General features: G+C 53.1%; 17 protein-coding genes and 2 tRNA genes. All 19 read right to left on the bottom strand.

Annotated features, from left to right (window positions below):
- Window positions 1-15 precede the first annotated feature (15 nt).
- Window positions 16-987 carry a sigma-70 family RNA polymerase sigma factor gene (locus M6689_RS06500; protein WP_298269284.1) on the bottom strand — a complete coding sequence of 324 codons (972 nt, stop codon included), beginning with the start codon at window positions 985-987 and terminating at the stop codon, window positions 16-18.
- Between the two features lie 30 nt (window positions 988-1,017).
- A complete protein-coding gene (locus tag M6689_RS06495; RefSeq protein WP_298269282.1) occupies window positions 1,018-1,668 on the bottom strand; it encodes a protein-L-isoaspartate(D-aspartate) O-methyltransferase in 651 nt (216 codons plus the stop codon).
- 60 nt (window positions 1,669-1,728) lie between these two features.
- Window positions 1,729-2,475, bottom strand: a complete 747-nt coding sequence (gene surE / locus M6689_RS06490; RefSeq protein ID WP_298269279.1) for a 5'/3'-nucleotidase SurE — start codon at window positions 2,473-2,475, stop codon at window positions 1,729-1,731.
- Window positions 2,476-2,531: 56 nt separating this feature from the next.
- Window positions 2,532-2,608, bottom strand: a tRNA-Pro gene (locus M6689_RS06485).
- A gap of 7 nt (window positions 2,609-2,615) precedes the next feature.
- Window positions 2,616-2,972, bottom strand: a complete 357-nt coding sequence (locus tag M6689_RS06480) for a MerR family transcriptional regulator (protein WP_298269277.1) — start codon at window positions 2,970-2,972, stop codon at window positions 2,616-2,618.
- A gap of 19 nt (window positions 2,973-2,991) precedes the next feature.
- Entirely contained in the window at window positions 2,992-3,267 is a 276-nt protein-coding gene (locus M6689_RS06475; RefSeq protein ID WP_298269274.1) for an integration host factor subunit alpha, read from the bottom strand.
- Window positions 3,268-3,361: 94 nt separating this feature from the next.
- A complete protein-coding gene (gene pheT / locus M6689_RS06470) occupies window positions 3,362-5,767 on the bottom strand; it encodes a phenylalanine--tRNA ligase subunit beta (protein ID WP_298269272.1) in 2,406 nt (801 codons plus the stop codon).
- A gap of 56 nt (window positions 5,768-5,823) precedes the next feature.
- Window positions 5,824-6,840, bottom strand: a complete 1,017-nt coding sequence (gene pheS / locus M6689_RS06465) for a phenylalanine--tRNA ligase subunit alpha (protein WP_298269269.1) — start codon at window positions 6,838-6,840, stop codon at window positions 5,824-5,826.
- 72 nt (window positions 6,841-6,912) lie between these two features.
- Window positions 6,913-7,266 carry a 50S ribosomal protein L20 gene (rplT, locus tag M6689_RS06460; protein WP_298269267.1) on the bottom strand — a complete coding sequence of 118 codons (354 nt, stop codon included), beginning with the start codon at window positions 7,264-7,266 and terminating at the stop codon, window positions 6,913-6,915.
- A gap of 86 nt (window positions 7,267-7,352) precedes the next feature.
- Window positions 7,353-7,550, bottom strand: a complete 198-nt coding sequence (gene rpmI / locus M6689_RS06455; protein ID WP_298269263.1) for a 50S ribosomal protein L35 — start codon at window positions 7,548-7,550, stop codon at window positions 7,353-7,355.
- Window positions 7,551-7,595: 45 nt separating this feature from the next.
- Window positions 7,596-8,114: a translation initiation factor IF-3 gene (infC, locus tag M6689_RS06450; protein ID WP_298269724.1), complete on the bottom strand. Its 519-nt coding sequence runs from the start codon at window positions 8,112-8,114 to the stop codon at window positions 7,596-7,598.
- Window positions 8,115-8,125: 11 nt separating this feature from the next.
- Window positions 8,126-10,036 carry a threonine--tRNA ligase gene (gene thrS, locus M6689_RS06445; RefSeq protein WP_298269261.1) on the bottom strand — a complete coding sequence of 637 codons (1,911 nt, stop codon included), beginning with the start codon at window positions 10,034-10,036 and terminating at the stop codon, window positions 8,126-8,128.
- Window positions 10,037-10,109: 73 nt separating this feature from the next.
- Window positions 10,110-10,184, bottom strand: a tRNA-Val gene (locus M6689_RS06440).
- Window positions 10,185-10,228: 44 nt separating this feature from the next.
- Window positions 10,229-11,164, bottom strand: coding sequence for a glycosyltransferase family 9 protein (locus M6689_RS06435; protein ID WP_298269259.1), 936 nt, complete (start codon window positions 11,162-11,164; stop codon window positions 10,229-10,231).
- 192 nt (window positions 11,165-11,356) lie between these two features.
- Window positions 11,357-12,709, bottom strand: a complete 1,353-nt coding sequence (locus M6689_RS06430) for an FAD-dependent oxidoreductase (protein WP_298269257.1) — start codon at window positions 12,707-12,709, stop codon at window positions 11,357-11,359.
- 93 nt (window positions 12,710-12,802) lie between these two features.
- The gene (locus tag M6689_RS06425; RefSeq protein ID WP_298269255.1) at window positions 12,803-14,263 is read right to left on the bottom strand and encodes a glycosyltransferase family 2 protein; all 1,461 of its coding nucleotides are present in this window, start codon (window positions 14,261-14,263) and stop codon (window positions 12,803-12,805) included.
- Complete coding sequence (locus M6689_RS06420; RefSeq protein ID WP_298269252.1) at window positions 14,260-15,252, bottom strand: glycosyltransferase; 993 nt, start codon at window positions 15,250-15,252, stop codon at window positions 14,260-14,262. Before M6689_RS06420 ends, M6689_RS06425 begins: the two co-directional genes overlap by 4 nt.
- Entirely contained in the window at window positions 15,245-15,400 is a 156-nt protein-coding gene (locus M6689_RS06415) for a hypothetical protein (protein WP_298269249.1), read from the bottom strand. Before M6689_RS06415 ends, M6689_RS06420 begins: the two co-directional genes overlap by 8 nt.
- 83 nt (window positions 15,401-15,483) lie before the next feature.
- Window positions 15,484-16,047 (bottom strand): glycosyltransferase family 4 protein (locus tag M6689_RS06410; protein WP_298269247.1); only part of this gene is annotated, 564 nt, incomplete at its 5' end.

Below are 16,047 nucleotides of genomic sequence, written 5' to 3'. Positions count from 1 at the left end.
CCTCCTGATTTAGGTTTAATCTATTGCCTGAGAGTCGGTACCTTCGATGTATTTTCTAAGTTTTTCCAGTGATTTAGCCTCTATCTGCCGAATTCTCTCGCGAGTTACTCCAAAGCTTCGTCCGATTGTGTCAAGCGTCTGAGGTTCCTTGTCATCGAGTCCGAATCGGAGAGTCAGTATCTTTTGTTCGTTTTCCGACAGTGAGGAGAACCACTTGGAAACTATTTCATATTTGTTCAAATCTTCGAGAAGAACCGCAGGCGATATCGTTGAAGTATCCTCGATTGTGTCAATAAGAAAATAGTCGCTGTTCTCCCCCATGGGACGTTCTATCGAATAAGTCTTTTTGAGAAGAACCATCAGTCTGCGAATATACGCAGGATTCACGTTCATCTCGGCAGCAACTTCTTTAGTGGAAGGTTCCCGGTTGTATCTCTGAACGAGTTCACGGGTTATCTTGAGCATCTTGTTGATGTCGTCAGAGACGTGAACTGGCAATCTGATGGTTCTTGACTGGTTTACCAGGGCGCGTTCGATCGATTGCCTGATCCACCATGTGGCGTACGTAGAAAAGCGGCATTCCTTGGAGAGCTTGAAGCGTTCAACCGCTTTGATGAGTCCCATGTTTCCTTCTTCTATTAGATCCAGGAAAGGGAGCCCCCGGTTTATGTAACGCTTTGCAATCTTTACGACAAGACGAAGATTAGACTCTATCATCTTGTCACGGGCAGACTTGTCGCCTTTTGCAATGCGGCTCGCAAGCGCCTTTTCTTCATCGGCTGAGAGCAAGGTGGTTTTCTGGATCTCCCGGAGATAGAGCTTTATGGCGTCGTCAAAATGCTCTTGTTCCAGGACCTTGACTTCCTCCTCGGGCTCCTCCTCTTCGCCCTCCTCCAATTCAAAGGAAGGCGGCTCATGTTCAAGCAAATCCTCTCTAGGTTCTTCCGTCTCTTCCAGTTCCTTATCTGCGAAAACGCCATTTTCCATATTCACTCCGAGCCGTTTGAAGGTTACAGTTCAATCCTCGACATTCCACCCGTGTGCCCCGAGAAGCTTAACAAAACGACATCCGGTTATCTCCTTGCGACTCAAGGTACCGTCGGCCGCTTTCGTAATCTTCACCAAAACCTGTTCAAACTGACTTCCGACCGGCAAGACCAGCCTGCCGCCAGGCTTGAGTTGATCAACAAACTTCTGTGGCACATCCGGTGCTCCTGCGGTTACCATGATCGCATCAAACGGGGCCTCTTCCTCCCACCCCACAGTACCGTCGGAAATCCGGATGTTCACGTTGAGAAGCCCCAAACTGTCGAGCACCTTGCGAGCCCGCAAGGCAAGTGGGCGAATCCGCTCAATCGTATAGACCCTGTCTGCCAAAACTGCAAGAATTGCAGCCTGATATCCCGAACCGGTGCCAATCTCCAGTACCTTTTCGGTACCTCCAAGTTCGAGAAGTTCGGTCATAAGAGCTACAATGTAAGGTTGAGAAATGGTCTGTTTCTCGCCTATTGGAAGTGGAGTGTCACTGTACGCCTGTGCAGACAGGGCCTCTTCGACAAAAAGATGGCGGGGGATCTTCAGCATCGCCTCAATGAGACGGCGTTCGGTAACGCCGCGAGCTATGATTTGCGACTCCACCATACGTTTGCGTGCTACGTCAAAGTTCATAACAAATCTCCGATTATTAGAGCATTAGATAATAACAGAGAGCCACTCGACTGTCTACCTTCAGGATATGTCCCACTGCTGGAGTACCGCCATGGAGGCATAATTCGTAAGATCGAGATGAAGCGGTGTTATGGAGATATGGCCACGCTTGATCGCATGGTAATCCGTCTTTTCCAAATCTCTGAACTGGGGCTCACTACCACCAATCCAGTAATAAGTACGACCACGGGGGTCGATCTTCGCCACTATCTCACCTTCGTAGTCGCGTTTGCCCTGCGATGTAACAACTGGCTCGCGGAGTTGATCTTCGGGGAAATCGGGAACGTTCACATTCAGAAACGTATCGGAAGGCAATCGTTTCTTGACAACAACACGGGCGAGACGGGCGGCAAATGATGCCGCCGAAGAGTAAAATTCGCCCTGCCCCGAGGTAACCAGCGACACCGCAATGGCGGGGAAGCCCATGAGCGTTGCTTCCATAGCGGCAGAGACAGTTCCGGAGTACGTGATATCGTCACCCAGATTCCCACCTCGATTGATACCGGAAATAACGATGTCTGGCCGCTGCGGAAGCAGGGTGTGAACCGCGATATTCACACAGTCGGTTGGTGTGCCGTCCACGGAGAATACCCCACCGCCAAGATCCGTCACTCTCAGCGGGGAGTGCAGGGTTAAAGCATGACCAACCGCACTCCGTTCCCTGTCAGGGGCGACAACAGTCACGTCGCCAACACTTCGCAGCGCTTCTGAAAGTGCAATTATTCCCGGAGCAAAGACCCCGTCGTCGTTGGTGACAAGAATCCTCATAAGCCACCCTTTGTGATAAAAAAATAGACGGCTTGATAGCCGTCTATTTACAAAAATGGTCGGGGCGACTGGATTCGAACCAGCGACCACTAGACCCCCAGTCTAGTGCGCTACCAGGCTGCGCTACGCCCCGATTATGTTTATAATTCCGAATACAGCTGCTGCAGTTCAAATTTCACTTCGCGCAGAAGCTGAAGACAGGAAGTGGGTTCTTCATTGTGCGGTTTTGCGACAACCGGCTCGCTTTTCTTGCTGATTTGAGCAAGCCTGCTGCGGGCCCCTTCGATTGTCAACCGCTCCGTATAGAGAAATAACTTTATCTGCTTGAGCAACTCGATATCAGAGCGCGTGAAAACTCTCTGGCCGCTGCGGCTCTTGGCTGGGCAAAGTTCCTTGAACTCCGATTCCCAAAAGCGTATTACCGACGGCTTAAGATCGGTCAGACGCGACACCTCTCCGATCTTGTAATACGTTTTATCCGGAAGCTTTGCTTCCACCTTCCCTCACGGAAGCGAATCAGGAGTTAATAGAGGCCTTCAAAACCTGGCTCGGCTTGAAGGTGAGAATCTTGCGAGCAGAAATGATGATTTCGTCGCCAGTTTGAGGGTTGCGGCCACGACGGTCAGCCTTTTCCTTAACAACAAAATTGCCAAAGCCGGCTATCTTTATCTTCTCGCCCTTTTCGAGAGTCTCCTTGATCAACCCAAAGACCCGCTCAACAAGCTCAGCGGATTCTTTTTTCGAGAATCCCACTTTCTCGTAGATCTGCTCAACAATGTCTGCCTTGGTCATATACTCCCTCAAAATTATTACACTAACTCACAAAATCCGCTCACCTAAGGCGCATGGTTTTATATCATAGCGTTGTAAGATAATCAACCTGTTTTTACCTAATAGACACGCCCAGCTTTTTCACCAAAGCGTCAATCACGCGACGATGCAGCACTCCCACCTCGTCATCGGTTAAAGTCTTCTCGGAAGACCGATACCGGATTCTGACCGCAAGACTCTTCTGCCCCTGGGGGATTGAAGCTCCCTTGTAAAGATCAAATACAGATGAACTTTCAATTTCGCGTATCTTCAACCCCATGATGGTGCCGATGACGCTGGCTGCCGGAGTATCCTCAGCCAAAAGCATGGCAATGTCGCGGAATGTGTCGGGGAACCTCGACGGAGCCTTCACCGTCACTCGCGGGGAAGCCTTGGAGAGAAGCTTCTCGAAGTTGAGCTCAAAATAGTATACTTTTTGGGTGATGCCAAAATTATCCTGCACGTCCGGATGAATTTCCCCCAACGATCCGAGAATCTCACCAGACGAGTTGACTACGCAGCTCTTACCGGGGTGGTAGAAGGGGTCAACGGAGCTGGCCGAATAGGTAACCGCGGGAATCCCGAACGCATCCAGTACGACCTCGACAACTCCTTTTGCATCAAAAAAGTCGGCGGGCAGTTTCTCTTCGCCCCAACCGGCGGGCCGCCTCAAACCAGTAATCAGGCCCGCCAGATAAAGAGGCTCGTGGGGCAATTCCTGATCGGCGACAGGTTGGTATATTCGACGCAACTCGAACATACAGAGATCGAGAGACCGATGGTTGATATTGCTGCTGGCCGTCTCCAACATTCCAGATAGTAACGTTGTGCGCATAACCGACTGTTCCTCGACCAGCGGATTACGCAGGCGGACCACGTTACGCCGTGGGTCAGAGGCGTCGAGAAGAAGCTTGTCAAACACTGCCGGGGACATGAAGCTGAAAGTTATGATTTCCGTGAACCCTTCGCCCACCATGAGCGACCGCAGTTGCCTCTCATATCTCTGGTGTCGAGTCGGTCTGTCAGAAAAAACGCGTGCCTTGGGCATGGTAACGGGAATCTTCTCGTAGCCGTTCAGGCGGGCTACCTCTTCAATCAAATCGATCTCACGCTCAAGGTCGACCCGATAAGTTGGAACCGTGACCTTGAACTGCCCTGGAGCGCACTCCATCACCTCAAAATCAAGGCTTTCAAAGATTCCCCTTATATCTTGTGCAGAGAGAACGATTCCCAGCAACTCATTGCATCGGTCTGCGCGAAAATCGATAGTGCAGGAAATTATCTTCGTCGGATACTCGTCGATCACCCCCCTTGCTGTGGAACCACCGGCAAGCTCCGCAATCAGAGCAGCCGCCCGATCGAGGGCAATGAGTAGGATATTAACGTCTGCTCCACGTTCAAATCGATGTGAGGACTCAGTATGCAGGCCAAGACGCTTTGACGTCTTGCGGATAGCTGACGGATTGAAATAGGCACTTTCGAGCAAAATATTCGTTGTCGACTGATGGATCTCGGAATTCTCTCCTCCCATGATACCAGCCAACGCCACGCCTCTGCGCGCATCCCGAATCGTCAGGTCAGAAGCATCCAGCACCCGCTCCTGACCGTCAAGCGTCACGAAGCGTTCGCCATCTGCGGCGCGTCGGACCACGATTTTTGCCCCATCGAGACGGTCGGCATCGAACGCATGAAGCGGATGACCGTACTCCATCAACACGTAGTTGGTAACGTCCACCACGTTATTGATCGAACGCATACCGACAGATTCGAGGCGCTTTACCAGCCAGGCCGGTGAAGGGGCAACGGTACATCCGCTGATATAGCGTGCAGTATAACGGGGGCAGAGTTCTGGCGCCTCGATTGTTACGGAGGCAAATTCCTGGACAGATTTTCCCGCTTCAACAACATCAACCCGTGGAAGATTAAGCTTCTTGCCGAGTTTTGCAGCGACCTCACGTGCAATCCCCACAACACTTAGGCAATCTGATCGGTTTGGCGTCAGGCCAACCTCGAAAATGGTGTCCTTAAGCCCGAGGGCATCGAAAAGAGGTACACCAAGAGGCAAATCAGGTGAAAGGATCATGATGCCTGAAGATTCAGCGGACAAGCCAAGCTCCTTTTCCGAGCAAAGCATCCCGCACGACTCCTCTCCCCTGATCTTCGAGCGTTTGATCTTGAAGTCCCCCGGCAGGACCGCCCCGACCTGGGCAAGTGCCACCTTATCACCAGCCTTGAAATTCTGCGCTCCACAGACTACATCGAGGATCTCCCGACCGTTATTAACCTTGCAGAGCGATAACTTGTCGGCATTCGGATGCCTGTCTTTAGACTCCACGAGAGCGACTACGACGTCATCAAGACCGCCGCCAACATGACGAATAGCTTCAACCTCGAGACCAAGCATGGTCAGAAGATCTGCCAATTCTTCCGCAGGAAGATTACAGTCGACAAATTCCTTGAGCCAGTTGTACGTTATGATCATAATCTCTCTCGTGTTTGGTTTGTTAAACTACTGCATTAAACAATTCCCGCATCACATTAAAATTGCGAAAGAAAGCGGACATCGTTTTCGAAGAGCAGGCGCATATCGCCGATCCCGTATTTCAGCATGGCAATTCGCTCAATCCCCATACCGAATGCAAACCCAGAGATACTTTCCGAGTCATAACCCACGTGTCGGTACACTTCAGGATCGATCATCCCTGCACCAAGAATCTCCAGCCATCCGCTCTGCTTGCAGACGCGGCACCCGGCCCCACGGCACATTACGCACGCGATGTCAACCTCGGCGCTGGGCTCGGTGAAAGGGAAAAAACTTGGCCGGAGACGGACCCCTGTCCCCTTGCCGAAATACTGGTTCACAAAAGTTGTCAGTACGCCTTTCAGGTCGCCGAAGGTCACTCCCTTGTCGACCATCAATCCCTCGATCTGGTGAAACATCGGGGAATGGGTTGCGTCGGAGTCGCACCGGTAAACCGTACCTGGCGAGATGATACGAACGGGCGGTGCGTGCTTGAGCATGGTCCGCACCTGCACGGGAGAGGTGTGGGTACGGAGTAGAATGTTATCGTCGACGAAAAAGGTATCCTGCATATCCCGGGCGGGATGATCCTTGGGGAAATTAAGAGCCTCGAAATTGTAGAAATCGAGTTCAATCTCGGGGCCTTCCGCCACCTGGAAACCAAGGCTACCGAAAATCTCGGATATCTCCTCTATCACCAGCGAAACGGGATGCTTCGTCCCGCGTCCTCCCCTGCGTCCCGGCAAGGTCACATCAAGGCGCTCGCTCTGCAGCCGCTCCCTCTTGGCCGCCTCCCTGACGCCTGTCAGAGCCTCAGCCAGCTGTTCTTCAAGCTGGGACTTAACCGTATTGACCATCTGACCAACAAGGGGACGCTCGTCCGCAGGAAGAGAACCGAGTCCCTTCATGAGGGAGGTCAGGGCCCCTTTCTTGCCAAGATATTTGACGCGCAGCTCCTGCAGCGAGTCTTCGGAATTGACGCCGGCAATCTCCCGGAGAGCGTCCTGGAGCAATTGATCGAGTTGTTCCTTCATATCAGGTTACCCTCTATAAAAAAAGAAATGGAACGCAGAGCATTCCATTTCTTTTTCTATCCCAATATTTAATTAAAACTGAGCTTTTGCAAGAGCGGAAATTTCCGAGAATCCTTGAGGATCCGAAACCGCCAAATCTGCCAGGACCTTGCGGTCAATCTCTACGTTCGCCTTTTTAAGGCCGAAAATGAGCTTGCTGTAGGAAAGACCGTTGAGCCGTGAAGCGGCATTGATCCGGGTAATCCAGAGCGCCCGGAAATCCCGCTTCTTGACCTTGCGGTCACGGAATGCGTAGTTGAGAGCCCTGTCGACAGCCTCGGTAGCGCTTCTGAACAGCTTGCTTCTCGCCCCGCGATAACCCTTTGCCAACTTGAGAACCTTGTTTCTTCTCTGTCTCGCTTTGAATCCACGTTTTACTCTTGGCATCTACAACTCCTTTTTGTGGTATTACGCCGGATCCGCAAGGGGAGACGGTTTCCTCACGGTTCACGGGCGACTCGATTACCTGCTGACTAGATGTACGGGATCAGTTTCGCAATATTCTTGTGATCAACAGCGGCAACGATAGAGCTGGAACGAAGCTGACGCTTGCGCTTCCTCGTCTTTGAAGTGAGGATATGGCTCGTAAATGCGTGACTTCTCTTGATTTTCCCGGTTCCCGTCTTCTTGAAGCGCTTGGCAGCGCCACGATTGGTTTTGATCTTGGGCATCGTACTCTCTCCTTGAATGCGCAAATAGATAGATAGAAGTGAATCCTATTTCTTACCTTTCGGGGCCACGATCATGAACATGCTACGCCCCTCCATCTTCGGCTTGAACTCAACCACGGCGATATCTTCCAACTCGCTCGCGATCCGCTCCAGCGACTTGAGGCCGATCTCGGTGTGTGTTATCTCCCTGCCCCGGAAAACCAGGGTGACCTTAGCCTTGTTCCCTTCTTCGATAAAGCGCCGTACGTGCTTGATCTTGAACTGAAGATCATGCTCATCGGTCTTCGGTCGCAATTTGACTTCCTTCAACTGAACGTGCGTCTGTTTCTTCTTTGCCTCTTGCATCTTCTTGCTCTGCTGGTACTTGAACTTGCCATAATCCATGATTCGGCAAACCGGCGGCACCGCAGTGGGCGAAACCTCAACAAGATCCAGTTGCTGACTATCAGCAAGCGACAGAGCCTCGTGAAGCGGCATGATTCCGAGCTGCTCGCTATTTGCGCCGACAACCCTTACCTCACGTGCCCTGATGGCCTGGTTGATATTTACTGTAGGCTTGGCTATGGCTCCACCTCCTATTTGAAACTTTTCACTTCTTCATGAACAAAGGAAGCAAATTCTTCCGGTTTCATGGCAGCAATATTAGACCCATCACGGTAACGTGGCGTAACCGTTCCGTTCTCGACTTCCTTATCGCCAATGACGAGCATGTAGGGGATTTTCTGCAACTGCGCTTCGCGGATCTTGTACCCGAGCTTCTCGTTGCGGAAATCCTTCTGGACCCTGATACCGCGGGCGCGCAACAGCTCAAAGACCTCGGACGCGTAGGGTATCTGGCTGTCCGTAACGGTCAGCACAACCGCCTGAACCGGCGAAAGCCAGAGCGGGAAGTTACCGGCAAAATGTTCAATGAGTACGCCAATGAAACGTTCAATGGAACCGAGGATCACCCGGTGCACCATAACGGGGCGCTTCCGGTCGCCATCAGCATCCACATAGGTCAGGTCAAACCGCTCGGGAAGCGTAAAATCGCACTGGATTGTAGCACACTGCCACCTTCTGTCAAGAGAATCGCGCAGTTTGATGTCGATCTTTGGCCCATAAAACGCACCGTCCCCCTCATTGATCTCGTAAGGACGTCCGGAGGCTTTCAGCGCTCCCAACAAGGCACCGGTAGCACGTTCCCAGTCCTCGTCCGAACCGATGGACTTCTCCGGCCGCGTGGAGAGTTCCATCTCGTACTCGAAACCAAAGATCGCCATGACATCATTGACAAAGGAGATGACCCCCTTGATCTCCGCGTCGAGCTGCTCAGGGGCACAGAGAATGTGCGCATCATCCTGGGTGAAGCATCTGACCCGAAGAAGACCATGGAGCACACCGGCCCGCTCATGACGATGCACCGTACCGAGCTCGAAGAAACGGAGCGGCAGATCCCGATAACTGCGAAGCTGGGACTTGTAGATCATCATGTGGCTCAGGCAGTTCATCGGCTTGATGCCGAACCCCTGCCCTTCCACCTCGGTGAAATACATGTTTTCGCGGTAGTTATCGTAGTGCCCCGAACGCTGCCAGAGCTCGGTCTTGAGGATCTGGGGCCCCACGACGATATCGTAGCCGCGCTTCAGATGCTCCTTGCGCTCGAAATCCTCCAGAATGGTGCGGAGCATTGCCCCCTTCGGATGCCAGATGGCAAAACCGGCCCCCACTTCGTCCGAAAACGAGAAAAGGTCGAGCTCGCGCCCGAGCTTGCGATGATCGCGGCGTTTGGCTTCCTCCAGCCGCTCCAGGTAAGCGTCCAGATCCTTCTTGTCGGCAAAGGCGGTTCCGTATACCCGCTGGAGCATCTTATTCTTCTCGTCACCGCGCCAATAGGCGCCGGCAAGCGTTGTCAACTTGAACGCCTTGCAGAAAGAGGTCGACGGGAGGTGCGGCCCGCGGCAAAGATCAACAAAATCACCCTGCCGGTAAAGGGAAACAGTGCTGTCGCCAATCGCCTCGATCAGCTCAATCTTGTAAGGCTCGCCCATATCCGCGAAGAGCCTGATGGCCTCGTCCCTGGCAAGGACCTGACGCTCTATCTTGAGATCGGCCTTGGCGAGCTCCCGCATGCGGGCCTCGATTTTTTCGAGGTCCTCGGGAGTGAAGGCATGATCGACATCGAAATCGTAATAGAACCCGTTCTCCACAGCCGGTCCAATGGTGACCTTCGCCTGTGGGAAGAGCTCCTTGACCGCCTGGGCCATGAGGTGGGACGTGGAGTGACGGATGATCTCCAGGGCCTCGGAGGATTTCTCTGTGATGATCTCGACCTTGGCGCCATCAACAAGAGGGGCCGCCAGATCGACCTCCACCCCGTCGATCTTGCCGGCAATAGCAGCCTTGGCAAGCCCCGCCCCGATGGAAGCGGCCAGATCGCGCACCGTCGCCCCTTCGGCAAGAACCCTTTCCGACCCGTCCGGCAGTTTAACCCTGATATCTCCCATCACTGGCCCCTTAACACGAAGAGGCATCGAACTTCGATGCCCCTTCCACAGCTCTCGCTGCGAGTTGTTTGGATGGTAGGCGCGGGCGGTCTCGAACCGCCGACCTCTACCGTGTCAAGGTAGCGCTCTCCCCCTGAGCTACGCGCCTACATGCAAAACGGATTACCTAAATACCAAGCGCCCCCGGATAAGTCAAGGCTTTTGTTGGTGTCCGTCAAAATTTTTTCTGGAAAGTAGCGTCAACACCGCCTCTTCAACCTCATCCACCGTTATTTCCGTCATGCAGCGGGCGTTAATGGGGCATCGCGGGGTATAGCCGAAGGTGGTACAGGGGGAACACGGAAGATTCTTGTTGATGACGATGTGGTTCTCGCCGCGGGGCGCCCACTTCATCGCCCGGCCGGGGCCAAAGAGGGAGACAGTGGGGACGCCGAGGCCAACGGCGATGTGGAGGATGCCCGAGTCGCCGCTGACGAGGAGGGACGAGCGGGCGATGACGGCGGCGGTTTCGGCGAGATTCGTCAGACCGCACAACGAGATACCGCCGATCGTTTCAATGGTCCGACCATCGGCCAGTTCCCCCTCTCCTCCTACCACGACCACACCGACTCCTCTTCTCCCGAGAAGTTGTGCAAGCCTCACGAACCGTTCCGCGCCCCAGCGCCGCTCGGCAATGCTCGCCCCGGGGAATAAGGTGACGATCGGCCTTCCCTCCAGTCGTTTAAGATGACAACCGGCAGCCTCAGCGTCGCGCGTCGAAAATGAGAGTAACGGCCCCCCACCCTCCTCTTCCGCGGCGCATCCCAGCGGGGCTAGCAGCCGCATGAAGCTGTCCGCTTCATAATCGTCCTGCTCGTAAGGAATCGGATGAGTGAAGAGACGGCGGCGGTCGTTGGTATCGAAACCGATGCGGATCTCTGCCCGGAGGATCCGGGCCACCACGGCCGAAAGCCGGTGCCACTGTTCCGAATCGATCACCACATCATAGCGGGAGCGTAACGCTTCGAAAAACTCGGAAGGGATATCGTAGCGGCGTACCGACCGGAGTGCGGGGCAAAGCGAAAAGACACCGGCGTTGCGCCGCTCGGCCAGGATGTCGATGGAGACGCCGGGGAAGCGGACTTGCAAGGTTTGGAGCGCAGGAACAAGGAGTACTGCGTCACCGATTCCGCCGGGCCGGATGATCAGTAGGGACTTGGGAAAACCTTGCATTTCGCGTAAAACTGGCCGGGGAAGCAAAGAGGCAATCAGTTGGCCTGCAAGGCGGTCTGCGTGTTTGAGTAGTGTCAGTGGAGCTGCCATGTCCAATGCGCCATCGATTCAGATGCTACCGAGAAAAGTCGGCTCCTCAGCGCCGGTCAGTATGCGATCAACCACCTCCACCCCCTGCATGAATGAATGGTCCATGTTGCCCACTTCGTACTTCCACGCGCCGAAGCGTCCCCGGGAGTAGACCCTATTCGATTCGAGAAACGTATTGATCACGGCAAGCGCCGCATCCCTTCCAACAGTCGGGACGGGATAGGAGTACGGAATATCGATCAGGTAGCGACTGACGATCCGCTCCCGCTCACTCTCGGAGAGCATACCGGCGTTGACCAGCCCCTGGATGGTCGTCTCAACGATCTCCTCACGGCACACCGGCTTGTGCGGAGAGTAGGTCGTTTCGCACATGAGAGAGAAGAAGCGGCTCGTGTCGCCATCCGGCACGTTCCATAGTGAGTAATTGTGGAAGTTGGTCACCCGGTAGAAGGGGCAGTTGTCCTCAGGAAAGTACATCCAACACTTGCTGTCGCGCCTCTCCCCCTCAACGCCGATGCCTACGATGAGGCCACCATTGTGTACAAGATTGCGGGCGGCCTTGCGCACCTTGTCGGGCACGTCCCTGCAAAGTTCGATGAAGATATCCAGGGGGATTGTGTTTATGAGGGTGTCGTAATGCTCGTGCCGGCCATTCAAAAAGGCGAGCCTGCGGGTGGCAAGGTCCACTTCCGCAAGTTCATGGTTGAGGGAGATGCGTTCCTGGAATCGGCGGGCGATGCCGCTGAAGATGGCGCCGGTCCCTCCCCTCTGAGGGAATTTGAAGGTATTGTTCGGCCCCCAGTTCACGTCGTCGATCTTTTCGGCGATGTTCCGCTCGATACGCGCAAGATCAACGACGCTCACTCGCTCGCCGATCCACTCTCTGGACATCTCGTGGAGCGGAACACCCCAGACTTTTCGGTTGTAAGGCTCCATGAAATGCCTGACGATGCCGGCCCCGAAAACGGTGTCCATCCATTCACGGAAGTTGGGGGCAGTGCGCGGGTCTCCGGTTAAAGCCCTGAGTCCTTCCAAGCACTTGTCGAGGGCATCTTGGGGAAGATGGCGGATATTGTTCTGGAAGGGGTACGGGACCCATGTGTCGATGAGCCGGACCCAGCTCTCCCGCTGATGCTCGTACCAGGCGCCGTCAAGGGCTTCTTCCACTGCCTGATCGAAATAGTCGTAGTGGGAAAACAGAACATGGCCGCCTATGTCCCAGGTGAAGCTGTGAGAGTCGACAAAGGATGCGGAAAGACCGCCGACATGCCCGGAACGCTCAAAGAGTTGCCAGTTCTCAAGTCCCAGCTTTCGGAGATGACGGGCTGCTCCGAGCCCGCAGGGACCTGCGCCTAGGATAAGTATTTTCATGCCTTTTGGTTCCCTTCGGGACGATTGTAGACGCGAGCGGCGGACAGGTGCCTCAGGTTACACAGTAATCCCCCGTCGATAGAGGCGATGTACTTACCGCCGGGGGATTGTCCTGAGACCATTCGACGCTGAGTCAACCACAGAACGCCCCACACCCATGACAGGGAGCAGATACCTTAGCATCAAGAGCCACCCTCCAGCCATGGAAACAGGAATTTTCCAAATTGCCGAGAGTGACGATGATGACTGCTGCAATCTGTCGACAGCAGGTCGATAAATGAAATTCTTCCGGACCAAGAAAGAATATGGAATCGTGAACCTGTTTCCTACCGAAACCCCACAGTCGTATCCCCGAGCGAGGATATTCAGGGCCGTCGAGAATTTGGCCGCAAAACCATCGCGCAACAGATCGAAAGAGACGACTTCTTCGACAAAAGGTAGCCGGTAGGCCTCAGCCCGCTCGGCTGCCGCGGCAATGGTGAGGGAACAGGCAGGTGAGCACCTCTTCAGGTACCCAACAGCAGCGACAACTTCATCATATCCCCCCACGGCGAAGACGATGATCTTCTTCATCCCGGGGGGCAAATCCGTTTCAACCCCGCAGGATTCGCCCTCCTCTTCCAGTATGGCGGATGGCTCCATTCCGGCCCGACCACCGCGTCTGGCAAGGAAGTCGATAAGGCCGGAAAGAAGGTACCTTGCAGGAGCGAGGCGCCCCAGTAGGCGGAGATAGCAGTAAGAGGTGAGATAGCTCCCAAGGATCCTCGAGAAGCAGCGCAGCCTTGAAAGGCCGTCGGCGTGCTTCGCAAAAAACTGAAGGGCGTTTCTGAAGTCATAATAGAGAGTAATGGGATTGTGCCCCTTTTCAACACCATGGTAAGCTGGGGCATCCATGACTGAAACCACTCTGTAGCCGGATTCCCGGACCCTGAAGCAGAAATCCACATCGTCCCAATGCAGAAAATACCTCTCGTCCAGAAGACCGACCCGATGGAACAGTTCGGTACGGACAAGCGCGGAGCAGGCCGGCACGTAATGGACTTCCTCCTGCTTTCCATTAGCAGCCACTGGGTCATATCTCTTGTATCTGAGATGGGGCTTCCATGTTGCCGTGCGGAAATCGACGAACCCGCCCGCCTCAACGATCAGAGAAGAATCCTCAGGGCTCAGGATACAAGATCCGGCCACTCCGATGGAACGATCCGACTCCATCGCGGAAACCATATTGCGGAGGGTAGTGGGGCTTATGCGAGCGTCATTGTCCAACAGCCAGACGTAATGTGGGCAACAATTGTCCAAGGCATACCTGATGCCGGTGTTGAACCCACCAGTACCGCCGATATTTTCACGGTTTTCTATCAGATAAACTTTGGAAGGATGAGCCCTTACAGCATCAGCAGTGCCATCCGTAGATGCGTTATCTACAACAATTACATCTAATTTTGGATACTCGAGAGTTGTCAGTGCATCCAACAGATTCAATACATCACTACGTTTGTTCCAGGTCACGATGACTGCGGTAACCTTTTTCATATAGCCATAGTTATTACTCATATCTGATAACCTTCTTTGAAACCAAGACGCCCCCCTCTCCCGTCACGGTACGCATCAAAAATAGTCCTCAACCGCCTTAGCTTCATGGTAAACAAGCAAAGGAAAGTGATTCCAGACAAAAATATGAATTTGTTTAACATATAGGGAAAAGAGTTTTTATGATCTACAAAATAATCCAGATATATTCTATTTCTTATATTGTAATAAATCTTACTATCAGAATCGGCTGACAAAAAGCCCCAAAAAGGAATGTCATAGGCGCTTGCAGAGTAGTTCAACTGAACATCATCGACTGGATTTTCCCTGTCAAGCCAGATAGTGTGACCCATTTTTAGCATTCGTATTGCATATTCAACATCATCAAAGTAAAGAATAAAATCGATGTTTGGCAATCCTATATTGGAAACAAGTTTGGGGGAAAACATCATCCCGCTGTATGCAGCACCTCTAGACATAACGGCGTATTCCGGGCCCGAGTGGGGGCCGTTTTCGACCTTGACCAGACCCAAGTGTCTCTGGAAGGCGTTAAACACATTGAAACAAAGGAAGTCTCTCCCCTGCATAAACAGTGGCTTAAGTGGAATCCTAAAGCGGGCATGCTGACTGTCCCTGTAAGCTATTACTGCAACTTTCCCGTCACAAGTTTCTCCTGCAAGACCATTGTAAGTATCGATTAGCCCCTTGATGGAACCGGGTCTAGGCAGGTTATCATCATCAAGAAGCAAAATGAGTTCGTTGTCTTCTTCGCATGCAATGGATATCCCACGCGAAAAACCACCTGCCGAGCCGAGATTGGCGTCATTTCTGAATACCCGTGCTTTCGGAAACGAAGCCTGTTCACAGGCAGTCGCAACATCGTAGGGCGAGGCATTGTCAATGACTATAACTTTCCTAACCGACGGTTCGCCTTCCAGGAAAGCCAGCAACCCTCTGAGATAGACCCAGCGATTACCGTACGTTACGACTACAACGTTCACCGTTTTATACACAGGCAACTCCATGGGTTAGACTGAGGATCCCGTCACAGTATCGCTGCATATCCTCTTTGTCATGACTCACGATGAAGACGACTTTTTCGCCCGCCATAATCTCGGTAATTATCAGCCTGCACTTCTCCTTGAACTCCTCGTCCCCCACGGCCAGCACTCCGTCAAAGAGGAAGCGATGGAGAAGGTAAGCAGGTAAATGCCAGAGGCGTATTTCTTTCATTCCAGTTTATGTCAACAATCCCTTGTGGCTATCTCAGTCAGAATCTTTTCCATTGTGTCAACTGATGATTCCCAAGTAAACCTTGCGGCCATAACTTCACCATTTGATGCAAGGTTATTCCGGTAATCAATATCGACAATCAACTTGCACAAGCCGTCCGCAATCGATTCTACGTTTCTGGACTCAACGATATGAGCCGTTTCGGCATGAAAAGCGTAATCCTCGGTACCGGCCTGCGTCGTTATCACTGCCAGACCGCAAGCCATCGCTTCAACAGGAAATAGAGGAAAACTTTCGTACCACGAGGCACTTAGAAGGATATCTGCCTTGTTGTAAGCCTGGCAGAGCGCTTCCGGCTTTAGAAAACCCAAAGGGATATAAGGGGCAATCGGGTTATCCGGCGGTAAAATGGCGTCACCAAAAACAAGCCACTCGATGGTGCGGTCAGATAGTCGAGATCTGGTCAGTGCCATGGCTCTTGCCATTTCAAGGAAACCTTTCCAGGCTACACCGCGCCCCCCGTAGCTGATGACCTTGATGGATCCAGTATCATTGGCATAGCGCATGGTCCTGAA

The organism is Geobacter sp. (assembly GCF_027327745.1).
GTDB lineage: Bacteria > Desulfobacterota > Desulfuromonadia > Geobacterales > Geobacteraceae > Geobacter.
The sequence above is the reverse complement of the archived record's forward strand: the minus strand, read 5'-3'. Positions and strand labels throughout refer to the sequence as shown.